This is a genomic window from Nocardia sp. NPDC056100, from assembly GCF_042266325.1.
GTDB lineage: Bacteria > Actinomycetota > Actinomycetes > Mycobacteriales > Mycobacteriaceae > Nocardia.
Genome location: NZ_JBHJVY010000003.1, coordinates 802,339 through 825,148, shown reverse-complemented (window position 1 = coordinate 825,148; position 22,810 = coordinate 802,339). Strand labels below are relative to the sequence as shown.

At 66.7% G+C, this 22,810-nt stretch carries 18 protein-coding genes; 8 read left to right on the top strand and 10 right to left on the bottom strand.

Annotation, left to right across the window (positions count from 1 at the left end; all coding sequences use genetic code 11):
* Positions 1-89: 89 nt before the first annotated feature.
* Positions 90-1,892, bottom strand: coding sequence for a 2-isopropylmalate synthase (leuA, locus tag ACFC0O_RS25910; RefSeq protein ID WP_375962069.1), 1,803 nt, complete (start codon positions 1,890-1,892; stop codon positions 90-92).
* A gap of 197 nt (positions 1,893-2,089) precedes the next feature.
* Here leuA and ACFC0O_RS25905 point away from each other — a divergent pair, with 197 nt between their 5' ends.
* The gene (locus tag ACFC0O_RS25905) at positions 2,090-2,545 is read left to right on the top strand and encodes a hypothetical protein (protein ID WP_375962066.1); all 456 of its coding nucleotides are present in this window, start codon (positions 2,090-2,092) and stop codon (positions 2,543-2,545) included.
* Between the two features lie 13 nt (positions 2,546-2,558).
* On the opposite strand, the gene ACFC0O_RS25900 is transcribed toward ACFC0O_RS25905, so the two are convergent.
* Genes ACFC0O_RS25900 through ACFC0O_RS25885 form a run of 4 tightly spaced genes read right to left on the bottom strand, consistent with a single transcriptional unit; the run spans position 2,559 to position 11,547 of the window.
* Entirely contained in the window at positions 2,559-3,605 is a 1,047-nt protein-coding gene (locus ACFC0O_RS25900; RefSeq protein WP_375962063.1) for a putative zinc-binding metallopeptidase, read from the bottom strand.
* A 1-nt stretch (position 3,606) separates the two neighbouring features.
* Positions 3,607-4,482, bottom strand: coding sequence for a transglutaminase N-terminal domain-containing protein (locus tag ACFC0O_RS25895; protein ID WP_375962061.1), 876 nt, complete (start codon positions 4,480-4,482; stop codon positions 3,607-3,609).
* Positions 4,483-4,484: 2 nt separating this feature from the next.
* Positions 4,485-7,490, bottom strand: a complete 3,006-nt coding sequence (locus tag ACFC0O_RS25890; RefSeq protein WP_375962058.1) for a circularly permuted type 2 ATP-grasp protein — start codon at positions 7,488-7,490, stop codon at positions 4,485-4,487.
* Positions 7,491-7,506: 16 nt separating this feature from the next.
* Positions 7,507-11,547, bottom strand: coding sequence for a transglutaminase family protein (locus ACFC0O_RS25885; protein WP_375962055.1), 4,041 nt, complete (start codon positions 11,545-11,547; stop codon positions 7,507-7,509).
* Between the two features lie 130 nt (positions 11,548-11,677).
* Here ACFC0O_RS25885 and ACFC0O_RS25880 point away from each other — a divergent pair, with 130 nt between their 5' ends.
* The 3 genes from ACFC0O_RS25880 to ACFC0O_RS25870 all read left to right on the top strand — a co-directional run bounded on the left by ACFC0O_RS25880 (position 11,678) and on the right by ACFC0O_RS25870 (position 13,888).
* On the top strand, positions 11,678-11,860 hold the full coding sequence (locus tag ACFC0O_RS25880) for a hypothetical protein (protein WP_364637368.1): 183 nt from the start codon (positions 11,678-11,680) through the stop codon (positions 11,858-11,860).
* Positions 11,861-11,876: 16 nt separating this feature from the next.
* Positions 11,877-12,518, top strand: coding sequence for a hypothetical protein (locus ACFC0O_RS25875; RefSeq protein WP_375962053.1), 642 nt, complete (start codon positions 11,877-11,879; stop codon positions 12,516-12,518).
* A gap of 131 nt (positions 12,519-12,649) precedes the next feature.
* Positions 12,650-13,888: a hypothetical protein gene (locus ACFC0O_RS25870; RefSeq protein ID WP_375962051.1), complete on the top strand. Its 1,239-nt coding sequence runs from the start codon at positions 12,650-12,652 to the stop codon at positions 13,886-13,888.
* Between the two features lie 355 nt (positions 13,889-14,243).
* Here ACFC0O_RS25870 and recR read toward each other — a convergent pair whose 3' ends face one another.
* Both recR and ACFC0O_RS25860 read right to left on the bottom strand, forming a co-directional pair.
* On the bottom strand, positions 14,244-14,852 hold the full coding sequence (recR, locus tag ACFC0O_RS25865; protein ID WP_364637364.1) for a recombination mediator RecR: 609 nt from the start codon (positions 14,850-14,852) through the stop codon (positions 14,244-14,246).
* A 100-nt stretch (positions 14,853-14,952) separates the two neighbouring features.
* Complete coding sequence (locus ACFC0O_RS25860) at positions 14,953-15,291, bottom strand: YbaB/EbfC family nucleoid-associated protein (protein ID WP_364637362.1); 339 nt, start codon at positions 15,289-15,291, stop codon at positions 14,953-14,955.
* A 100-nt stretch (positions 15,292-15,391) separates the two neighbouring features.
* On the opposite strand from ACFC0O_RS25860, the gene ACFC0O_RS25855 reads away from it, so the two are divergent.
* On the top strand, positions 15,392-16,210 hold the full coding sequence (locus ACFC0O_RS25855) for a MerR family transcriptional regulator (protein WP_375962048.1): 819 nt from the start codon (positions 15,392-15,394) through the stop codon (positions 16,208-16,210).
* Positions 16,211-16,224: 14 nt separating this feature from the next.
* Entirely contained in the window at positions 16,225-16,572 is a 348-nt protein-coding gene (locus ACFC0O_RS25850; RefSeq protein ID WP_364637358.1) for a VOC family protein, read from the top strand.
* Here ACFC0O_RS25850 and ACFC0O_RS25845 read toward each other — a convergent pair.
* Together ACFC0O_RS25845 and ACFC0O_RS25840 are read right to left on the bottom strand one after the other, a co-directional pair.
* Positions 16,569-17,003 carry an SRPBCC family protein gene (locus ACFC0O_RS25845; RefSeq protein WP_364637356.1) on the bottom strand — a complete coding sequence of 145 codons (435 nt, stop codon included), beginning with the start codon at positions 17,001-17,003 and terminating at the stop codon, positions 16,569-16,571. The two genes, ACFC0O_RS25850 and ACFC0O_RS25845, sit on opposite strands and share 4 nt — an antisense overlap.
* A 95-nt stretch (positions 17,004-17,098) precedes the next feature.
* A complete protein-coding gene (locus ACFC0O_RS25840; RefSeq protein ID WP_375962045.1) occupies positions 17,099-18,292 on the bottom strand; it encodes an SLC13 family permease in 1,194 nt (397 codons plus the stop codon).
* A 275-nt stretch (positions 18,293-18,567) separates the two neighbouring features.
* Here ACFC0O_RS25840 and ACFC0O_RS25835 point away from each other — a divergent pair, with 275 nt between their 5' ends.
* Together ACFC0O_RS25835 and ACFC0O_RS25830 are read left to right on the top strand one after the other, a co-directional pair.
* Positions 18,568-20,001 (top strand): FAD-binding oxidoreductase, encoded by a 1,434-nt coding sequence (locus ACFC0O_RS25835; protein ID WP_375963826.1) that lies wholly within the window; start codon positions 18,568-18,570, stop codon positions 19,999-20,001.
* Positions 19,998-21,314: a class I SAM-dependent methyltransferase gene (locus ACFC0O_RS25830; protein ID WP_375962043.1), complete on the top strand. Its 1,317-nt coding sequence runs from the start codon at positions 19,998-20,000 to the stop codon at positions 21,312-21,314. Before ACFC0O_RS25835 ends, ACFC0O_RS25830 begins: the two co-directional genes overlap by 4 nt.
* Positions 21,315-21,330: 16 nt before the next feature.
* Here ACFC0O_RS25830 and ACFC0O_RS25825 read toward each other — a convergent pair whose 3' ends face one another.
* Positions 21,331-22,776, bottom strand: a complete 1,446-nt coding sequence (locus tag ACFC0O_RS25825; protein ID WP_375962041.1) for an alpha/beta hydrolase — start codon at positions 22,774-22,776, stop codon at positions 21,331-21,333.
* Positions 22,777-22,810: the final 34 nt, after the last annotated feature.

Below are 22,810 nucleotides of genomic sequence, written 5' to 3'. Positions count from 1 at the left end.
CAACTGCGCCGCTACCGGGAGTTCACTGTGGAAAACGATGATCCCGCCCCGAATCTCGGAGCGGGATCAGCGCTGTGGATCGATGTGGATCAGTTGCCGCGGGCCGCGCGGTTGACGGCCGAGACGACCGCGCGCAGCGATGCGGTGGTGATCGAGGTGGCGATGCCGACGCCCCAGGTCACCTTGTCGCCGATGGCGCATTCCACGTAGGCGGCGGCCTGCGCGTCATCGCCCGAGGACATGGCGTGCTCGCTGTAATCCAGTACGCGCACGTCGTATCCGATGGTGGCCAGCGCGTCCACGAACGCGGCGAGCGGGCCGTTGCCCTCACCGGAGATGGCCTGTTCGACGCCGTCCACCTTGACCACGGCCTCGATATGGTCGACGCCGCCGTCCAATTCGGAGGCGGTGACCTTCTGCCGGATGCGCTCCAGCGGCACGATCGGGGTCAGGTACTCCTCGGAGAAGACGTCCCACATCTCCTTCGGGGTGACCTCGCCGCCCTCACCGTCGGTGATCTTCTGGACCGCCTGCGAGAACTCGATCTGCAGGCGGCGCGGCAGCACCAGCCCGTGATCGGTCTTCATGATGTAGGCGACGCCGCCCTTGCCGGACTGCGAATTCACCCGGATGACAGCCTCGTACGTGCGGCCGACGTCCTTCGGGTCGATGGGCAGGTACGGGACCGCCCAGGTCATATCGGCCACATCGGAATCCGCGGCGTCGGCCGCGGCCTTCATGGCGTCCAGGCCCTTGTTGATGGCGTCCTGATGCGAGCCGGAGAACGCGGTGTAGACCAGGTCACCGCCGTACGGGTGGCGCTCGGCGACGGGCAGCTGGTTGCAGTATTCGACCGTGCGGCGGATCTCGTCGATATTGCTGAAGTCGATCTGCGGATCCACACCGCGCGAGAACAGGTTCATCCCCAGGGTCACCAGGCAGACATTGCCGGTGCGCTCACCGTTGCCGAACAGGCAGCCCTCGATGCGATCCGCACCGGCCTGGTAGCCCAGTTCGGCGGCGGCCACGGCGGTGCCGCGGTCATTGTGCGGGTGCAGCGACAGCACGATGGAATCGCGGCGCGCCAGGTTCCGGCTCATCCATTCGATGGAGTCGGCGTAGACGTTCGGGGTCGCCATCTCCACGGTCGCCGGCAGGTTGATGATCAGCGGCTTCTCGGGGGTCGGCTGAATGATCGCCGATACCGAATCACATACGTCCAGTGCGTAATCCAGCTCGGTGCCGGTGTACGACTCGGGGCTGTACTCGTAGCGCCAGCGGGTGTCCGGGTACTTCTTCTCGATCTCCAGGCACAGCGTCGCGGCGTCGGTGGCGATCTTCTTGACGGCCTCGCGGTCCGCGCGGAACACCACGCGGCGCTGCAGGATCGAGGTCGAGTTGTAGAAGTGCACGATGGCCTGCGGTGCGCCCGCGCACGCCTCGAAGGTGCGCTCGATCAGTTCGGCGCGGGACTGGGTCAGCACCTGAATGGTGACATCGTCCGGGATCGCGCCGTCCTCGATGATCTCGCGGACGAAGTCGAAGTCGGTCTGCGAGGCGGCGGGGAAGCCGACCTCGATTTCCTTGTAGCCCATCCGCACCAGCAGATCGAACATGCGGCGCTTGCGGGCCGGGCTCATCGGATCGATGAGCGCCTGATTGCCGTCGCGCAGATCCACCGCACACCAGGACGGGGCGCGATCGATGATCTTGTCGGGCCAGGTGCGGTCGGGCACCGAGATGGGCTCGACCTCCTCCGCGAACGGCCGGTACCGGAAGGTCGGCATGGAGGAGTTCTTCTGCGTGTTCCAGGCAGGCTGGTCGGCAGGGGCCGGCTTCGACGGCACGTTGATCGTGCGCGAACCGGAAACGAAAGCATCAGCGGGTGACATGGCGATTTATCTCCGAGAGTGTGGCTGGATCCCAGGTATGGGGTAGACCGGCACGACGAACACCCGCGACGGGAGCCGGTCCGTATCAGACCCCGCCGCGGCGGCCGAGGAGAAGGCTTGCCCGCTGCATGATGATCACGAGTTTACAGCGTGGCAATACGGTGCCGGAACCCAGGTGCACGGCTACCCTCGGCCGCATGGCGATGCTGGCGAATCTGCTGGGGCAATGGTCCGGCGCGAACGATTTTCGGCTGATGCCGACCGACACCATGGAAACCTCCGCCGCGACCGTCACGGTCAGCTTCGGAGCGGGCGGGAATCTGGCGTCGATCGGCTACACCTGGAGCCATCCGGCGGACGGGCCGCAGCAGGGACTGCTGGTCGTCGGCGCGGACGCGGACGGGCAGGCGCAGGCGCTGTGGAGTGACACCTGGCATCAGAAACCGGGACCGTCGGTGCTGACCGGTACCGCGTTGCCGGGGAAGCAGGTCGAACTGTCGGCGACCTACGCGGGTGACTGGGAATGGCGAATCATGGTGGACGACACCGTGGACGGGGTCTTCCGGCTGCGGATGGACAATGTGGTGCCCGAGTCCTACAAGCCCGGCGTCGGCGCGTACACCGCCATGGAGCTCACCGCACATCGCGGATAATCGCCGCGAATGATCAAGCGGCGGTGCACAGTTCGTGGATGAACCGCATTTTCTCCAGTACCGGCCCGGCCAGCACGAACGGGTAGAGGTCGGGATGGCCCATGGAGCGGTTCACCATGTTCAGCGACCAGGCCAGCGGTAGCCAGAGTTCGATGATGCGGTCGAAACCGGAGCGGCCGACCTGCGGGCGATCCATGGTCGCGCCCGCCGGGGCGAAGCCGAACGCGGCGGCGGTATCGAGGGTGTCGCGAATGTGCAGGTAGTGCGCGAAGGTTTCGGCCCAGTCCTCGGCCGGATGCATGGTGGCGTACGAGGAGACGAAGCTCGACTCCCAGCCGGGTGGCGGGCCGTCGGCGTAGTGCTTGTCCAGGGCCGCCTGATAGTCGGCGAAGGGATCGCCGAACAGGGTGCGCGACCGCTCCAGCTCGGCATCGGTCACCAGTACCGGGAAGAAGTAGTGGCCGATCTCGTGCCGGAAATGGCCGAGCAGGGTGCGGTAGGGCTCGGACATCTCCACGCGCAATTGTTCGCGGTGCACGTCATCGCCTTCGGCCAGATCCAGGGTGATGACCCCGTTCTCATGGCCGGTCATGACCTGATGGTCGGCGCTGGCGAGCAGATCGAAGGCCAGGCCGAATTCCGGATCCGCGATTCGGTCCACGATGGGCAGGCCGAGTTCGGTGAGTTCCACCAGCAGACGGCGTTTGGCGGCCTCGGCCTCGGCGAAGGCGGGCAGCCAGTGCTCGTCCTGATCGGACGGCCGGGTGCGGGTGAGGCGGCAGGATTCGCACAGGCCGGAGCCGCGCACCAGCCAATTGCATTGCGCCACATGCCGGTTGTCGCAGAGGCGGAAGGTGTTCGCGTCCACGACGCCGTCCAGATTGGGGTCGATGACTTCGCCCTCTGGATGGTCGTGCGTCTCCTCGGGCGCGGCGTCCTTGGCCAGCACCAGCAGTGTGCGATCGGCGAGGCTGAAACCCAGTGGGCTGCGGCAGTGCAGGCACAGCGAGTTCTCGAAGGCCAATTGCTGACCGCAGTTGGGGCAGGCGAAGTCACGCATGTCACACCTCTATCGGGGCGACGTCGACGGAGACCCGGATACTGCTCTCCTTGGCGTCGGTGTAGATGATGCCGCGCACCGGCGGTACGTCGGCGTAATCGCGGCCCCAGGCCACGGTCACATAGCGTTCATCGGCGAATTGATTGTTGGTGGGATCGAAATCGACCCAGTGGCCCTCGGCGCTGCCGTCCGGCAGCCAGACCGCGGCCCAGGCGTGCGTGGCGTCCGCGCCGACCATGCGTTCCTTACCGGGCGGCGGATCGGTGGCGAGATAACCCGAGACGTAGCGGGCGGCCAGGCCGAGCGAGCGCAGGCAGGCGATGCCGAGCCGGGCGAAATCCTGGCAGACGCCGCGCCGATCGGCGAAGACGTCCGCGACGCGGGTGCTGACATTGGTGGAACCGGATTCGTAGGTGAAATCGGTGTAGATGCGGGCGGTCAACTCCTCGACGGCCTCGAGCAGCGGGCGACCGGGCGGAAACGATTCGGCGGCATAGGCCGCGACCTCGGGAATGATCTCGGGCGGATTCAGATCGAGTGTGAATTCCACTGCGAGCGGGCCGTTCTCGATGGACGGACAGGCTTTCTCCCACGGGGCGGGCGCGGGCGGATCCGGCGGATTGCGCACCTCGACCACCGATTCACCGGTCACCTCCAGGCGGCGATGATCGGCGGTGACATGGAAATACAGGGTGGTGTTGCCGTACACATCGGTGCCGACCGAACGATCCGACGGCACCGGATCGATCCGGACCTCATGGGAGAGCAAACGCTGGCTCGGAAATTCGCGCGGTGTGAGATAGGCGCGGCCGTAGGAACTGGTGACCGCGTCCGAGTACACGTAGACGGTGCTGTGCACAACCCGATAGCGGCGCATCCTCACTCCACCACCCGGGTGGAGCCCCACAGCGGCTGGATCTCACGCGGCACCGAAAGCCGTGTGGTCTCGAACGATTCGGAGATCTTGCGCAGGCGCAGGTGCACCCCGTCCAGCAGTTCGGCGAGTTCGGTGCGGCAGCCCGCGCTGTCGGTGACCTCCAGATCGGCCGGGTCGACGCGGCGCAGCATTCGCTGAGCATCGGTCAACAGCCGTTGCGGGCGCGAGGATCCCGAAGCGGCGGGCAACGCCAGGAAGTCCGCTTCCAGGCGTTCCAGCTGATAGGCCAGCGAGCGCGGATTGCCCGCGTCGAACAGCAGCAGGCCCGCGAGCGCGGCGACTCGCACCGAATCACCGTGCCGCCTGCGATAACTCACCGCGGACACACTGGCCTGCAGCACCGCCTCGGTCACCACCCGGCTGACCGGATCCGGATAGGAATCGGTGAGCGCGGCGGCGAGCAGGGACGACAGCGCCAAGCCGCGCTCCAGCCTGCGGCCGATATCCATCACATGCCAACCGGTGTCGCGCACAGTGGATTCCGCGTCGATGCCGGACAGCGACAGCAGTGCGGCGAGCGCACGCGAATGCACCGCCGACAGCGCCGCGCCCCGATCCCCGCGCGCGCCACGGTATTCCGACAGCGCACGATCGATGGCACCGAGAATCATCCAGGTATCCGGTGAAAGCTGGTCTCGCACAGCGCGAGCCGCCTTCCCGTACCGCTCGATGGCGAACGCCAGCGACCCGGGCAGCTCCCGGTCGACCGTCAACGACACCAGATAGCCGTGATCGCGCCGCGAAGCACCCGGCAGCGCGATGGGCACCGTCGGCTGATCGGAGAACTCGCGCCGCCGCGCCGCCGCGGACAACTCCGGCGACGGCGTCCCCTGGCTCTGCCACTGACCACCCGAACCTTGACTCTGCCCACCCTGGCTCTGGCCGCCGAAGCCCTGGCTCTGGCTCTGCCCACCGAAGCTCTGGCTCTGCCCACCGGAACCTTGGCTCTGACTCTGCCCACCGGAACCCTGAGTCTGGCTCTGGCCGCCGAAACCTTGGCTCTGGCTCTGGCCGCCGGAGCCCTGAGTCTGCCCGCTCGACCCTTGACTTTGAGACAGGCCGCCCTCGCTCTGCCGTTGGTCGCTCGAATTCTGTTGCTGCCCGGCTGGATACGGATCAGCGCCAACGCGATCCGGTGATGCGCCGGTCGAATCCGGTTGCGGTGGTGTCTTTCTCGGCGGTGGCGGAGTGGTGCCGGTCATATGCCCCAGGGCCGCGATGAGGATGGGCATGGCTTCCGCTCCCTCCATCCAGGGGCGGTAGCGGTAGTCCTGGTAGCGGTCGTGGGTGGCGCCGAGTAGCCGGACGGCGGCCTCGGCGCGTTCGGCGTAGCGGCCCATCCAGAACAGGTCGTTCAGGACGCGCGGTGAGCTGATGACGTCGAGGGTGGGGAGGACGGGGGCGCGGCGTTCGTGCTCCTCCGGGATCTCCGTGGCGGGCACCGCGGCCGGGGCGGCACGCACCCAGACGTCCTTGGCGGTGGCCTCGCCGATCATGCCGTCCGGACCGGTGCGCTGATGCAGTTGGCCGAGTCCGCCCGCCATGACGCGATATCCGACCCGCCCGGCCAGTGAGAACAGCCGGACCGCGACCGGTGCGGCGGCCAATTCGCCGGACCCCGCCACGGCAGGGGCCACCGAGAAGCGGGCGGGTTCCTGGCCCACCCACTTCCAGCCCTCGGCGGTGATGCGGTCCCGCCATTCGTCGAGTTGCGGCCGGGTGAGCAGGGATCCGAACACGGTGGCATCGTCGACGGTGGAGCGCAGAATCAGCCTGGGCAGGTCGGCGAGCAGTTTGGTGCGCTGGGAATCGTCTCCGCCCCAATAGGTTTCGACACTCGGCAGGATGAGGTCCTGATCGAGCAGCGCGCGCGAGAGTTCGGGCAGGAACGCCGCCAGGGCCGGACTTTCCAGCAGTCCGCTGCCGAGCGTATTGACCACGGTGACCGCACCGCGCCGCAGCACCTCGACCAATCCCACCACTCCCAGACGCGAATCCGGCCGCAAGTCCAGCGGATCGGAGAATTCCGCATCCACTCGGCGCAATACGACGTCCACCTGTTTGAGCGTGCCCAGCGAACGCATCCACAAACGTCCGTCGCGCACCACCAGATCCGCGTTCTCCACCAGCGGGAAACCCAGCACCGACGCCAGATACGCCTGATCGAAGGCGGTTTCGGAATGCGGGCCGGGGCTGAGCACCACCACCACGGGTTCCTCCGCGGCGGCGGGCGGCGCGGCCTCCACCAGCATGAGCCGCATGGCGCGCACGAACGGATTCAGCGGTAGCGGACTGGCCAATTCGAAGGCCGCCGGAATGGCCGCGGACACCACCCGCCGATCGGCGAGCGCGTACCCCGCGCCCGAGGGCGCCTGCGCCCAATCCGCGAGCACCCGGAAACCGCCGTCGCTACGGCGGCTGATATCGCAGGCGTGCAGGAACAGCTGATGCCGCCCGGGCAGTGAGATCCCGTGCGCCGCACGCATATAGCCGCGGCAGCCGAACACCACCTGGGGCGGCAGCAGGCCCGCGGTGAGGGTGCGGCGCGGCCCGTATACATCGGCGAGCAGGGCGTCCAGCAGTCGCGAGCGCTGCACCACGCCCGCCTCCAGGCCCTGCCAGTCCGCGGCGTCCAGCAGCAGTGGAATCGGGTCAAGTCGCCAGGGTCGCGGTGCGGCGGGCTCATTCGCGTCGCCACCGAGATCGGTGTAGGTGATGCCGTCGTCCTCGATGCGGCGGCGCACCCGGGCATCGAGGGCGTGCAGACCGTCCCGGCCCTGCTCCAGGAATTCGGCGGACAGTTCGGCCCACAGCGGGCGCAGGCGGCCGCCGTCGTTCACCAGTTCGTCGTAGTAGCCGTCGACGGGCAGGCCGACGGCATCGAAGGAACCCGTATCGGCTGCCGCCGCACGGTATTTCGCGTACTCCCCGGCAGCTCCCACCGTCACCACTTTCAGCGTGTGCCTACCGGTCGCCGGTACCCCAGACCGTGCGCGCCCGGCGTAGGTCGAGGATCCCAGGCGCGCCGATATCCGTGGCCTGTATGGCCATTTTGGCACGCAGATCCGCGATGTCGACCGGACCGGAGGTATGCCCGGCCGGTTCGAAGCGCCGGTTGCGCCGCGATTGCGCCACCATCGCGTTCACCGGCGGCCCGGCATAGAACATGCCGCCCGGATGCGCGACGTGATAGGTGCAGCCGCCCCGGGACAGACCGGTCTCCAGATCCACCACGTCGAAGGTCAGCGGGGCGTCCACGGTGATGGTGGGATGCAGCGATTCCGGCGGCTGCCAGGCGCGATACCGGACACCGCCGACCTGCACATCGGCCTTGCCCGCGGCCATCAGCGGGATGGGGAATCCATTGCAGGTCACCACATATCGCCCACGATCGGCACCGGTCACCCGCACCTGCATGCGCTCCACCGAGGAATCCACATAGCGCGCGGTCCCGGCCGCGGTGGTCTGCTCGCCGAGGGTGTTCCACGGTTCGATCGCCCCGCGCAATTCCATTTCCACATCGCCGAGCACCACCGTGCCGAAACGCGGAAAACGGAACTCGGAGAACGGTTCCAGCCAGCTGATATCGAATTCGATACCGTGCGACCGCAGATCGGCCACCACATCGGCGATATCGGCGGCCAGGAAATGCGGCAGCAGATAGCGGCCGTGCAGATTCGCACCGTGCTGAATGAGCGGCGCGGTGTACGGCTGCTCCCAGAACCGCAGCACCAGCGCCCGCACCAGCAGCGATTGCACCATGGCCATGCGGAAATGCGGCGGCATCTCGAACCCGCGCAATTCCACCAGACCGAGCCGCCCGCGCGTGGAATCCGGGCTGTACAGCTTGTCGATGCAGAATTCGGCGCGATGGGTGTTGCCGGTCAGATCGGTGAGCAGATGACGCAGTGCCCGATCGACAACCCAGGGGGCGGCGGCATTCTCGCGCGGGATCGCGCCCTGCGATCCGGGCAGGACACCGTCGTCGAATCTCGCGTGACCGCCCGCTCCCCCGGTGCCCGAGGTGGAATCGCGGCTCAGCCTGGCGATCTCGGCGAACGCGATCTCCATTTCGTAGAGCGCCTCGACCCGGCCCTCATCGGCGCGCGGAGCCTGTGAGGTGGGGCCGATGAAACGGCCGGAGAACAGATAGGACAGCGCGGGATGCCGCTGCCAGTAGCGCAGCATGGAAACCAGCAGATCGGGACGCCGCAGCATCGGCGACCGAGCCGGGGTGGCACCGCCCAGCGTGATGTGATTGCCACCGCCGGTACCGCGATCGGTGCCGTCCACATCGAAGGATTCGGTGCTCAGCCGCGCCAATCTGGCTTGTTCGTAGAGGGTTTCGAGCAGCGTCGACTGTTCGGCGAAACTCGTCGTCGGCTGCACGTTCACCTCGATCACGCCCGGGTCCGGGGTGATCGAGAGCGATTGCAGCCGGTCATCAGCGGGCGGGCCGTAGCCTTCCAGCACGACCGGCCGCCCGATCGCCAGTGCCGCCTCCTCGACCCGGCGCACCAGATCGCAGAACGCACCGAATTCCGGCACCGGCGGCAGGAAGACGTACAGCCGGTCATCGCGAATCTCCGCCACCAGCGCGGAGATCGGCGCTCGATCGGCCGATTCCAGCACCGCGGACGGCTCATCCGCCGCGAGCGGCAGCCGCGGCGCGAACGGGTCCGCCTCCGGCCGCGCGGGCGGGGCCTGCCACGATACCGACCCCAGCGGTAATCGCAGCCCGGCGGGAGAATCCCCCTCCGTCAAGATGATTCGGCCGCGCCGCAGCCGCCAGTCCGCACTGGCCCAGCCCGCCTCATCGGCGCGCCGATACAGCGACAGCACATACGCCGCGGGTGCGCCCACCCCGGAATCGAGTCTTTCCAGCAGTTCTCGCCGCGCCAGTGCCGAATCACGTTCCGGCGCAATATCGTCCTCGCGTTCGACCGGATCGCCACTCGGCAGCGCCGCGTGCGCGGCCATCCGCAGCAGCGGATCCTCATATGCCGCCCGCACCTGCGACGGCGGCAAACCCAGCCCCGCCACCACATGCGCGATCAGATCACGCGCGTCATCCACACTGTCGTCGGCGCTCGAAGCACTCCGGACAACCTCTCCCCCATCATGTTCCAGCGGCGAATCCCCGTGCGCATTCTCTGCCGGGTGGCCTGCACCGTTACCGGCGGCAGATTCGCCGCGACCGCCACCTGATTCGAGCGGGTCCGCCTCGACGTGTGGAGCTCCCGTGCTGGCACGCTGCGCCGTATCGGGATCCATAGCCGGGTGGTGTGCACCGTTACCGGCATCGAGATCCGCAGAGCTATCACCGGGAACGTCCCGGTCGCCGGACCCGGACGGGACCGATTCGGCCGACTCCGGATCTGCCTCGACCGGCGGCATTGCCGTGCTATCGCGTTGCGGCGCGGCCGAATCGATCTCGGGACTCGCGTCCGCCGAATGCGCTGCTCGCGCACCATCGGGATCGGTCCCGGGAGGAGCGGGCGTGTTCTCCGGCTGCGGCGCAAGGGGATCCGGCCTGAGGTGGAGTGGGGTCGGCACGATGGGTGCGCCGAGCGCCGCGTTCGCCTGGAGGGCGCGGCGTTGTTCGCCGAGCAGGGCGGCGCGGCGTTCCTCGTTCGCGCGGCTCGCCCGGATTTGTTCATCGGTGGTGCGGGTCGAGGAGCGGCCGCCGGAGCGGTGCGCGACCTGGTTCAGCTGGGCGATCGGCGGGGACAGCCAGGGGTCGGCGAGCAGTTCGGGGTGATTCCACAGGGGTTCGCCGTCGGTGCGCCAGAGCAGCGCTATCTCCCAGCGCGGCAGGGGTTCTCCGGGATACCACTTGCCCTGGCGATACTGGGTCAGGCCGCGCGGGGCGTAGACGCGGCGCAGACGCTGGGCGAGATCGGCGGCGCGTTCACGCTTTCGGGGTCCGTCGGCATCGGTGGTCCATTCCGGGCCGGTCTGATCGTCGAGGGAGACGAAGGTGGGTTCACCGCCGAGGGTGAGGTCGATGCCCGCGGCGCTCATGCGAGCGTCGACGGCGGCTCCGGCCTCGGTAATGCGCTCCCATTGAATATCGCTGTAGGGCAGCGTGACTCGCGGGTCCTCGTGAATGCGATGGACCGTATTGGTGAAGTCGAGGGTGGCCTGCACCGGATCGGTCGCACCGGTGATGGGGGCCGAGGAGACCGGGTGCGGGGTGGCGGCCAGCGGTATGTGGCCCTCACCCGCGAACAGGCCGGAGGTGGGGTCCAGGCCGATCCAGCCCGCACCGGGCAGATACACCTCGGTCCAGGCGTGCAGATCGGTGAAGTCGGCGGGCGGGCCCGAGGGTCCGTCCAAAGACGGTACGTCCTGGGCCAATTGGATGAGGTAGCCGGAGACGAAGCGGGCGGCCAGCCCGTATTCGCGCAGGATGGACACCAGCAGCCAGGCCGAATCACGGCAGGAGCCGAGGCCGGACTCCAGCGTGTGATCCGGTGTCTGCACACCGGGTTCCAGCCGAATGGTGTACCCGACGTCCTGGCACAGCGCCTGATTCAGGGCGATCAGGAATTCGATGGTGCGCGGTTCGTCCGCGGGCCGATGCCGGGCCACCCAGTCGAGTACGGCTTTGCCTGGGCCGGAACCTGATTCGCCTTCGTCCACGGGGCGCAGATACGCCTCGAGATCGGCGGCCAGCGCGGGGACATAGGTGAACGGGAAATGCTCGGCGGCCTCTTCGACGAAGAAGTCGAAGGGGTTGACCACATCCATATCGGCGATCAGGCCGACGGTGATGGACAACTCCTGCGCCGGTTCGGGAAACACCAAGCGTGCCAGGAAGTTTCCGAACGCGTCCTGCTGCCAGTTCACCCAGTGTTCGGCCGGGGTGACGTGCATCGAATACGACTGAATCGCGGTGCGCGTATGCGGCGCGGGTCGCAAACGAACCACGTGCGGATGGATCCGCACGGGGCGATCGAAGGTGTAAGTGGTGCGATGTTCGAGGGAAACCCGAATCCCCATAGTCAAGTTCACCACGCCAGGCCGAGACACGCTGGGTTTATTCCCGACAGATCGGACGACACGCGGTGACCTCCCCCTGCTTGTCGGACCCGGGTGCTTGGATTTCGAGTAGACGGTTGAAGGAGGACGCATGAATTCCTGCCATGGAACGCTCATCGCACATGCCGACGGTTCGGCCGAGTGCACCGATTGGGCATGCGCGGACACCGACCGGCTACGCCACCCCTATCTGGCCGACTGCTCCGATATCGCGGGCGGCTGCGAATGCGTCGAGCCCGAGTTCAGCACCGGCCCGCAGACCCTCGCCGGGTGACTACTAGCCTGGTCAGGTGAGCTACGACCACGTTCTACTACCCTCCGGCGTCGCCGCGACGGCCGCCGAGATCGACGCGTTCCTGACCGCGCAGGATCGTAAGCCCGCCGCCGAGCCGGTGGCCGCGATGGCCGCCGAGCTCGACGCGCGCAATGGTGAGCTCATCGAGGAGGACGCCTTCCTCGGTGCGCCCGCCGCCGACGGGGCCATGGGTGAGGCGCTGTTCATCTCCAGCCCGTACGACGCCATCGGGCATGTGCGGGCACTGCTTTTCGAGTTGGCGACCCCGCGCGGGTACGCCGTCTACGATCCGCAGCTGGCCTGGCTCATCGATCCCGCCGGTGCGGTGCCGGTATCGGTATCGCACGGCGGTGCGGGCGATTTCCCGTATCTCACAAGCGAACTCGCGCACCTGTGGGTGCCGGAACTCACCGCGCCCGGTCCGTATCTGATCGTGGAGAGCGGTGATCAGACCTACATCCAGACCTACCGGCATGAGGACGGCCGCTACGACGTGGAGTACCGGGACGGGTCACCGGACCGCCATTTCACCGTGCGCGTGGATGATCCGAGCACGGTCGCGGATCTGATCTGGTCGTGGACGCTCGGCGATCGGTCCAACTTCGATGCCCTGAATTGGCAGCGCATCACCTTCTGAGCTGGGCTTACCAGACAGGGCAATGGTTTAGCAACCATGCGACAAATCGGACAACGTGAGGTAAACCTTACCTAACTGATTAGTCGTTCCCGGTACGCTTCGGCGCGCCCGGACCCTGCACGGAAGACACGATGAGGTTCTCTCGACTCGCGCCACTGGCTGGCGCATGCACCATCGCCGCCCTGGTCGGCACCACCGCACTCACCCCGATGGGCAATACGGCACAGGCCGCGCCGACCGACGGCACGCTCGCGGACATCGCCATCAGCGATGCCGACTGCGCCACCGGCGCACCCACTTTCGACAATGTCATCACCGCCGCCGCCTCGGCCCTGCGCACCGTCGTACCCGCGCCACAGCTGGTGGCATACGACCAGCAAGTGAATGAATTCCGGCAGACCGTGGCCGCCACCAGAATTCACCGCAATCTGCTGCCGGTCGATCCCGGCACCGTCGGGCAGCGGCTGGACGATATCGACGATCCGATCGTCACCTACATCGTGAATGGCCTCGACGCCGTGCGCACCGGGCGGATGAACACCACCGTCACCGTCTCCGAACTCACCGTGAACGACGCCATCGAGGTCTTCGTCCTTTCCAATCGGATCGTGAAGATTCCGACCCAGATGGCCGCGAATATGGTTCCGCGCGTGGGATATATGTTGCGCGGCATGGTCGGCGGCATGTTCAAGGGCGTGCATCGGATGGCGCGGGTTATTCAGGATCGCGTCGGGGATACCTGCAATATCCCCAATTCTTATGCGCCGCTGGATCTCTCCTTCACCGATGACGAGATCTATCAGAGTTTCGAAGTGCCCGCGCATATCGAGGATCTCGCGAATCAACTGGTGCTCGCGGGCGAGGATTGCCGTCCGGCGGGCGGGCTCAGCACCCGGCAGATATTCGAGCGGACCCGTGCGTATCTGGCGAATCATCCCGAGCTGCCGGTCGATCGGGACACATTGAACAATGCGCATGATTCGATTCAGGCATTCCTGCGGGACCATCAAGTCGCCGGGCCGCTGGTCATGCGGCCGGTCGAGGAGCTCGGGCCGATTCCCAATGCCATCGATTACGGGCCGCTGACCTTCCTCACCAATCTGGGATTCGATATCCACCAGGGGCGGCTGCTCGACACCGTGCCGCTCGCGGATGTTTCCATCGAGAACTCCGGGGACCTGGCCTATGCCGCGCTCGACAGTGCGAGCCTGCTCATCAGCCTGGCGAGCATGGTGGCGGGAATCGGCGGTTTCGCCAGCTCAGCGGTGCTTACGCCGATCAATATCGCCAAGGTAATGGCGTTCGCTCCGGCCAAATACGGGTGGCCGATCATGCGCGGGGTACTGCGGTCGATGTGCGCGGCCGAATAACAACAGCGTCTCGATTCGGGATTGGGCACCCGAGAGATTAAGTCCGCGCAGGCGTAGGAACGCTAGCCTTTCACTAATTTCGCGCTGTGCTGTTCCCCTGAGGCAGGAGAGAACTGTGAAGCTACGCCCGAAGAAAGCGACACCGAGGCTACGTAAGAGCCTGGCGGTACTCGCCGGAATAGCCGCCGCGCTGGCCGCGGTAGTCGCTTTGCACGCCACGGGGGCGGGTGCCGATATACCGAGGAACAGCCAGCACATTCCCTGCCCGCAACCGGCGGCACTGGCACCGCCGGTCTGGACTTAGACAACTCTCGTAACTCTCAGGGGTAAACCCCTGAAACCCCGTTCGGTGGGCCTAGAGCGCTCGGCGGCCGGAAAGGGCTCGGCCCAGGGTCAATTCGTCGGCGAATTCGAGGTCTCCGCCCATGGGGAGGCCCGAAGCGAGGCGGGTGACGCTGAGGCCCGGGAAATCGCGGAGCATGCGGACCAGGTAGGTCGCCGTCGCTTCGCCCTCGGTGTTCGGGTCGGTGGCGATGATGACTTCGCTGACGTCGATGCCGTCTTCCTGATTGCCGATGCGCTGCAGCAGTTCCCGAATGCGGAGCTGATCGGGGCCGATACCGGACAGCGGGTCCAGGGCTCCGCCCAATACGTGGTAGCGGCCGCGGAATTCGCGGGTGCGCTCGATGGCCTGCACGTCCTTGGGCTCCTCGACCACGCAGATCATGGTGCGGTCGCGGCGCGGGTCGGAGCAGATCCGGCAGAGCTCACCGTCGGAGACGGTGCCGCAGACGGCACAGAAGCGCACGCCGTCGCGCACCTTCTGCAGGGCCGCCTGGAGCCGGTCGATCTCCGGCGGTTCCACGCCGAGTAGGTGAAACGCGATGCGCTGTGCGCTCTTCGGACCTACACCGGGCAGTTTGCCCAGCTCGTCGATGAGATCCTGAACCGGACCCTCGTACACGCCTCCACCTTCCCGTGGCCGAAACCGCCCGGCCGTATTCCTGTCCGAAACCCGGACGCGGTCATATCAGCCGGGCAGCGCCTATCTCAGCAGCCCGGGCTCAGAAACCCGGCAGCGCCCCGCCGGGTCCGCCGAGACCACCGGCCAGCGGGCCGAGCCGATCGGCGGCCAGCTGCTGGGCATTCTCCATGGCCGCGTTGAGCGCGCCGATGACCAGGTCCTGCAGGGTGTCCACATCCTCGGGATCGACCACCTTGGGGTCGATGGTCAGCGCCAGCACCTCACCGGTGGCGCGAATCCGGGCGCGCACCAGGCCACCGCCCGCCTCGCCCTCGACCTCGGACTCCGCGATCTCCTGCTGTGCGGCCATCACGGCTGCCTGCATCTGCTGCGCCTGGGCCATCAACTGCTGGATATCGAACTCTCCACCGGGTTGCACGGCGTGTCCTCTCTGCGGGGGAAGTAACGGTGCCCAGCCTAGTCGTCGTTCCGCGCGGCGCTCTTGACTCTCCCCCGGTGGGAGAGTGTTCGCTGAAGGCATGACAGCGACGGTTCCGATCGGGGAGTTCTCCCGGCTCAGCTATCTCAGCGTGAAAGCGCTGCGCTACTACCACGAGATCGAATTGCTGCCGCCCGCCACGGTGGATCCGAGCACCGGGTACCGCTTCTATTCGACCGATCAGGTGGAGCGCGCGCATCTGATCCGCCGCCTGCGCGAGCTGAATATGCCGGTGCCGGAGATCAAAGCGGTGCTGGACGCGCCGGACCGCGGGACGCGCGATGCCGCACTGCGCGCACATCTCGAGCGCATGGAAGCCGAACTCGCCCGCACCCGCGATGTGGTGGCCTCGCTGCGGGCGCTGCTGTTGCCGCCCGGCGATGAGCCGCTGAAGGTCGAATATCGTTCCGTCCCCAGCTTTCCCGCGCTCGCGATCGCCGAGGTGGTGTCCCGCGACGGCATCGATGTGTGGTGCGACACCAGTTTCGGCACGCTGTACCAGGCTCTGGAAGCCGCGGGCATCGCACCGGACGGCCCCGGCAGCGCGACCTACGCCATGGAGTTCTTCGAGAACGATCGCGGTGAGGTGGTGGCCTTCGTCCCCATCGCACCCGCCGATCGGGAGCGCTGCGCCGCGCTCGGCACGGTGATCGATCTGCCCGCCCGCCGCTTCGCGGTGGCGGTGCACCTGGGTCCGTTCACCGATTTCGATCGCACCTACGGCGCACTGGGCAGCTATGTCGCCGAACATGACTCGGCGCTCGCGGAACCCGTCCGCGAACGCTATCTGGCCGGTCCCGGCGATGTCGCCGAGGCCGACTACATCACCGAAATCTGCTGGCCCATCGGCCGGCTCTGAACAGGAGAACCGCCATGCCATTGACCATCGCCAACATCACCGTGGACTGCGACAACGCCGCCGAACTCGCCGGATTCTGGGCGCAGCTGCTGGAGCGCACCGTCGATCCGGACGCCAACCGGGAATTCGCCACCGTCGGGCAGAGCACCGGCGTCACCCCGACGCTCATGTTCATCCGGGTGCCGGACAAGACGCCGGGCAAGAATGTGGTGCATCTGGATCTGCACGGTGAGGATCTCGCCAAGCAGATCGAACGCGCGGTTGCCCTCGGCGCCAAGCACATCGCCGATTTCGACGAGTACGGCATCAAGTGGTCGACGCTCGCCGACCCCGAGGGCAACCTCTTCGATATCGCCGGTTAGGAGAGTTCCCGCTTCAGGTTCTCCAGCACCTCGGCCTGGATCTTCTTCAGGCCGAGCGGTGCGAAGATGCCCTCGAAGATGCCGCCGATCCCGCCCGCGCCCTTCCAGCTGGTGCGCGTGGTGACCAGCGAACCGCTGCCCTGCGGGGTCACGGTCCAGGTGGTGACCATGGAGGAGTTCGAATCCCGTTCGGTCACCATGGAATCGGAGACCGAGATGGTGGCGTGCACATTGCGCGACCGCTTCTCGGTGGCCTTGAGCGTCCAATCCACCACGGTGCCCGCACCCTTGCCGCCCTCGACCACCTTGTAGTCCAGGTAGTGCGCGGAGTTGATGCGCGGCCGCACCGATTCGTAGTCCGCGATCGCCTCGAGGGTGCGCTGCGGATCCGCCGTCACGACGATCGAACTGGAGGCGCTGACCTGTCCCACCATGTGCTCCTTAATTCCCGCTGTGCTGTTCCGCCTCCCAGACTTTAGCCCCAGCCCCAGCCGCACAACACTTTCAGATTCGGTTCCGCGTCGCGCTAGCCGGTGAGCAGCAGACCCGCGACGGCCAGTGTGGTCGCGGTGACAGCCAGCACCAGACCGGAGAGTACGAAGCGCGCCAGCGGAACCCGCACCCGATAGACGCGGCAGAACTCCAGGCACAGCAGGGTGGCCAGGGAGGCCCACGGGGTCACGATCGGGGCGACATTCGAGCCGATCAGCAAGGCCAGCAACTGATTTCGGTTGGCATCCGGGATCACGGCCTCACCGGCGGTGTAGGCGGGCAGGTTGTTCACGATATTGGACAGGCCCGCGCCCGCACCCGCCGCGCGGAACGCACCGGACGCTCCCGGATCGTCGCCGATCAATCCGTGCATCAGATCCGAGAGGCCGAACCGGCTCAGGGTGGGCACCACCAGGAACAGTCCGGCGACGAATACCAGCAGCTGCCAAGGGAACAGCGACGGCCGCAGCACCGAGCGGTCGAAGATCGCGAACGCCATCAGGGCGATCAGCGCCGCGGCGGCGGCCGCGTAACCGATGTGATCACCGGCCAGCGGGATCGCCAGCACGAAGGCCAGGCAGGCGCCGCCGGTCGACCAGAGCAGCCACCGTTCCCGGGAATCGGCCGGGCGCACCGGTTCCGGCACCACATAGCGATCCGCGCCGCGCCGCGAACGCCGCCAGTAGAACACCCACAGGCACACCATGGTTGCCACCGTGGACAGCAGCTGCGGCAGCCACATGCGGGCCGCGAAACCGGTCACATCGAGGCCGACGCGATCGGCGGCGAGCAGATTGGTGAGGTTCGAGACCGGCAGCAGCAGGCTCGCGGTATTGGCCAGCCACAGCGTGGTCATGGCCAGCGGCAGCGGGGCGATCCGCGCCGGCACCGCGAGGGCCAGCATGACCGGGGTGAGCAGGACCGCGGTGGTGTCGAGATTGAGCACGACGGTGGTCACCGTGGCGAAGAGCCCGCACAGTAGGAACAACGCGGCGTAGTCGCCGCCCGCCACGATCGCGAGCCGATGCGCGATCACATCGAATACCTTGGCGGCGCGGGCCAGTTCGGCCAGCACGATCACACTGCCGAGAAACAACAGCAGCGGCGCGATCCGGCGCATATTGTCGGCCGCCTCGGCGCGGGGTAGCAATCCGGTTGCCACACAGAGCAATCCGGCGGCCAGCAGCGCCAGCCGGACTTTATCCAGGTTGCTCGGACGCCAACGCACCGCCTCATTCAAGCAGCGGTGCGCGCTATAGCGCCGTCCGCCCCCGAGCAGTCGCGGCGTTCGACACAGGCGCGAAGACCGGAAAAACTCCGGAGCGGAAATACATCCAGATAGTTAGCTCTAGTAACTATAATCACCGGGATAACGGGAATAGACTCGATATGCGGCTGGTAGCGGGTGTTGATGCGTATGCAAACTGTGCGTGAAAAACCGCCCCGCCGGTGTGCTCCTGCTGGCCGTACCGGTCGGTGCAGGCTAGCGTTCCGGGGGTGGCAGTGAGTCTGTTGGGGAAGGCAGGCCGGATACCGGCCGTGCGGGAATCAGGGTTCGCAGCGCATCAGGCAGGGGTCGATCGGCTACTCGCTTCGTATCGAGCCATACCGCCCGATGCGAATGTCCGGCTGGCCAAGAAGACCTCCAATCTGTTCCGCGCCCGGGCCAAGAGCACCGCGCCCGGACTCGACGTCTCCGGATTGACACAGGTCATCGCGGTCGACCGGCATGCCAAGACCGCCGACGTCGCGGGCATGACCACCTACGAGGATCTGGTCGCGGTCACCCTGCAGTACGGGCTCGCGCCGCTGGTGGTGCCGCAGCTCAAGACCATCACCCTGGGCGGCGCGGTCACCGGACTCGGTATCGAGTCGACCTCGTTCCGCAATGGGCTGCCGCACGAATCCGTCCTGGAGATCGACGTGCTCACCGGGGCGGGCGAGATCATCACCGCCACCCCCGACGGCGAGCACGCGGACCTGTTCCGCGGCTTCCCGAACTCCTACGGCACGCTCGGCTACTCCACCCGGCTGAAGATCCAGCTCGAAGCGGTCGAACCTTATGTGGCACTGCGCCACATAAGGTTTCATGAACTGCGGGAGCTGGAAACGACCATGGCGCAGATCATCGCGGACCGCTCGTACGCCGGGGAGCGGGTCGATTACCTCGACGGCGTGGTGTTCACCGCCGACGAGAGCTACCTGGTGCTCGGGCGGCAGACCGATGAACCCGGACCGGTCAGCGACTACACCGATATGGACATCTTCTACCGGTCCATCCAGCACGATTCGACCGAGCCCAAGCGCGACCGGCTGACCATCTCGGACTATCTGTGGCGCTGGGACACCGACTGGTTCTGGTGCTCACGGGCGTTCGGGGCGCAGAACCCGAAGATCCGCCGCTTCTGGCCGAAGAAGTACCGGCGCAGCAGTTTCTACTGGAAGCTCATCGGACTCGACCAGAAGTACCACATCGGCGACCGCATGGAGGCCCGGCAGGGCAATCTGCCGCGCGAACGCGTGGTGCAGGACATCGAGGTGCCCATCGAGCGCACCGCCGATTTCCTGGACTGGTTCCTGCGCGAGATACCGATCGAGCCGATCTGGTTGTGCCCCTTGCGATTGCGCGACTCCGGCGGACCGGAGCGGCCGTGGCCGCTCTACCCCCTGGAACCCGATCGCACCTATGTGAACGTCGGCTTCTGGTCGGCCGTGCCGACCCGGCCGGGACAGCAGGAGGGCGCGGCCAACCGCGCCATCGAGAAAGAGGTGTCCGCGCTCGACGGGCACAAATCCCTCTACTCGGACTCCTACTACGAGCAGGACGAGTTCGCCGAGCTCTATTACGGCGGCAAGACCTACGCCCAACTCAAGGCAACCTACGACCCGGATTCTCGTTTACTGGATCTGTACTCGAAGGCGGTGCAACGCAAGTGACCACGTTCAAGGATCGTTCCGACGTTTTCGCCGAGCTCGGAACAAAACTCACCATTGCCGAGATCTTCGAGACCCTCATCGAGGGCCCGATGCCGATCCGCTTCACCGCGTACGACGGCAGCAGCACCGGCCCCGAGGACTCCGAGTTCGGCCTGGAGATCATCCACCCGCGCGGCGTCAACTATGTCGCCAACGCACCCGGTGATCTCGGCATGGCGCGCGCCTACATCTCCGGCGATATGATCGCGCACGGCGTGCACGCGGGCGACCCGTACGAATTGCTGAAAGCCATGGCGGGCTTGAAGTTCCGGCGCCCCACCGCCATGCAGCTGGTCGTCATCGCGCGCTCGCTGGGCTGGGAACTGCTCAAGCCGGTCGCCCCGCCGCCGCAGGAGACGCTGCCGCGCTGGCGGCGCATCGCACTGGAAGGGCTGCGGCACAGCAAGACTCGCGACGCCGAGGCCATCCACCACCACTACGACGTCTCGAACACCTTCTACGAGTACGTCCTGGGCTCCTCCATGACCTACACCTGCGCGGTGTACGAGGACGAGCAGTGGAGCCTGGAACAGGCGCAGGAGAACAAGTACCGGCTCGTCTTCGACAAGCTGAACCTGAAGGCCGGAGACCGGCTGCTCGATATCGGCTGCGGCTGGGGCGGCATGGTTCGCTACGCCGCCAAGCGCGGCGTAAAGGTCATCGGCGCAACGCTTTCCGCCGAACAGGCGGAATGGGCGCAGCAGAAGATCGCCGAAGAGGGCCTGACCGAACTCGCCGAGGTGCGGCATTCGGACTACCGCGATGTGCGCGAGGGCGATTTCGACGCCGTCTCCTCCATCGGGCTCACCGAGCACATCGGCGTGCACAACTACCCGGCCTACTTCGAATTCATCAAGTCCAAGCTGCGGGTCGGCGGCACCTTCCTCAACCACTCCATCACCCGGCCGGAGAACACCCGCACCACCAAGGCGGGCGACTTCATCGACCGCTACGTCTTCCCCGACGGTGAGCTAGCGGGCTCCGGGCGCATCATCTCCGATATCCAGAACGTGGGTCTCGAGGTGCTGCACGAGGAGAACCTGCGCCGGCACTATGCGCTCACCCTGGCCGAATGGTGCGAGAACCTGGTGAAGAACTGGGAAGCCGCCGTCGACGAGGTCGGTGAGGGCACCGCCAAGGTGTGGGGCCTGTACATGGCGGGCTGTCAGCTCGGCTTCGAACGCAATGTGGTGCAGCTGCACCAGGTGCTCGGGGTCAAGCTCGGCGAGGACCAGGCGTGGACGGTACCGCTGCGCCCGTGGTGGAAGCCCTAGGCCCCGGGAACAGGCCCTACGACAGGTTCGGCACCGGCAGCCCGAGACGGGCGGTCAGCCACGGCAGCGTCGAGGTGAACGCCGACGACGCGAACTGCCAGGTATGACCGCCCTCCGCGGTGTGCACCGTGCAATCGATGCCGACGCGGCGGCCATCCTCGCAGAGGGTGTTCGCCGCACCCAGCTCACCGGTGTCGAAGACGCCGTCGTGACCGCCCAGGCCGACCGAATCATCATCGGCGGCAGGCTGTTTCGGGCGGAAGTTACCGCCGTTGCCGTAGCCGTTCGCATTGGCGTTGCCGTTCCCGTTGCCGTTGCCGCCGTTGCGCATACCGCCCTGATGCTGCGGCGGGGTCAGATCGTCGAAGACGCCGACCATATCGGTGTACGGCCCATGCTTGGCCATCACCGTCTGCGGATCGAATTGCGCCCAGGTGTCGGCGTTTCCGGCGTACAGGCGGCGAATCGTCTGCTCCTTGGTGCCCGCCGTCGGGCCGAGATCACCGGCGATATCGAGGAACGTGTGCAGTAGCTCCGGGTGCATGACCGCCAGATCGACCGCGCAGGTGCCGCCCATGGACCAGCCCACCGCCGCCCACTTCGCCGGATCCGCCGACACCCCGAACGCCGACTTCATATAGTCCGGAACATCATTGGTGAGATGGTCCGCGGCGTCACCGCGGCTGCCGTTCACACATTCGGTGTCATTGTTGAAACTGCCGCCGGAATCGACGAACACCAGCACCGGCGCCTGACCGTTGTTGCCGTTCACGAAATCGTCCACGGCGGGCATGATCTGGCCGCTGCGCACCCAGTCCGCCGGGGTGTTGAACTCCCCGCCGATCATCATCACCACCGGCAGCGCGGGCGGCTTGTCACCGGCGAACCACGCGGGCGGCAGGTACACGTACTCCTCGCGATGCTTGAAATGACTGCCGGACTCCGGAATATCCACCGGCACAATGCGTCCCGAGCCCACATTGGTATTGCGCAGCGAGGCCAGCGACGCCAGTGAGGTCTGATGCGGCAGCGGTTCGGCCGTCAGCGCCTCCCACGCGGCATTCGCCGTCGGGTAGTAGCCCACCCACTGATTCAGCACGATCAGCGCGTTCACCAGCGCCAGCGGCACGGCCAAGAGCGCCGCCCCCTGCTGCCACCACGGTCCCGACCGCCAGCCGACAATGAACGCCCCGCCCGCCGCCGCGATCATGGCGATGCACACCCACAGCAGCATCGGCGCCGGATCCGAGGCCAGCCCCTCGTCCATCATGTACAGCCACGCACCCCAGGCCGCCGCCACCCCGAGCGCCACACACACCGGCACCGAGAACAGCCACCAATTCCGCTTGAACCGGGCCAGCGCCACGATCAGCGCGAACACCGTCCCGAACAACACCACCTGCGGTAACCACCCGTGCAACAGCGAAATCCCATGGTGGAAGTTCCCACCCCGCCCCGTCATCACCGGAACGTGCGGTGCGGGAGGAGGACCGAGC

Excerpts from the sequence above, each read along its gene's own strand:
- leuA (WP_375962069.1), bottom strand. The coding sequence starts at position 1,892 with ATGTCACCCGCTGATGCTTTCGTTTCCGGTTCGCGCACGATCAACGTG.
- ACFC0O_RS25905 (WP_375962066.1), top strand. The coding sequence starts at position 2,090 with ATGGCGATGCTGGCGAATCTGCTGGGGCAATGGTCCGGCGCGAACGAT.
- ACFC0O_RS25900 (WP_375962063.1), bottom strand. The coding sequence starts at position 3,605 with ATGCGTGACTTCGCCTGCCCCAACTGCGGTCAGCAATTGGCCTTCGAG.
- ACFC0O_RS25895 (WP_375962061.1), bottom strand. The coding sequence starts at position 4,482 with ATGCGCCGCTATCGGGTTGTGCACAGCACCGTCTACGTGTACTCGGAC.
- ACFC0O_RS25885 (WP_375962055.1), bottom strand. The coding sequence starts at position 11,547 with ATGGGGATTCGGGTTTCCCTCGAACATCGCACCACTTACACCTTCGAT.
- ACFC0O_RS25880 (WP_364637368.1), top strand. The coding sequence starts at position 11,678 with ATGAATTCCTGCCATGGAACGCTCATCGCACATGCCGACGGTTCGGCC.
- ACFC0O_RS25870 (WP_375962051.1), top strand. The coding sequence starts at position 12,650 with ATGAGGTTCTCTCGACTCGCGCCACTGGCTGGCGCATGCACCATCGCC.
- ACFC0O_RS25855 (WP_375962048.1), top strand. The coding sequence starts at position 15,392 with ATGACAGCGACGGTTCCGATCGGGGAGTTCTCCCGGCTCAGCTATCTC.
- ACFC0O_RS25850 (WP_364637358.1), top strand. The coding sequence starts at position 16,225 with ATGCCATTGACCATCGCCAACATCACCGTGGACTGCGACAACGCCGCC.
- ACFC0O_RS25825 (WP_375962041.1), bottom strand. The coding sequence starts at position 22,776 with ATGACGGGGCGGGGTGGGAACTTCCACCATGGGATTTCGCTGTTGCAC.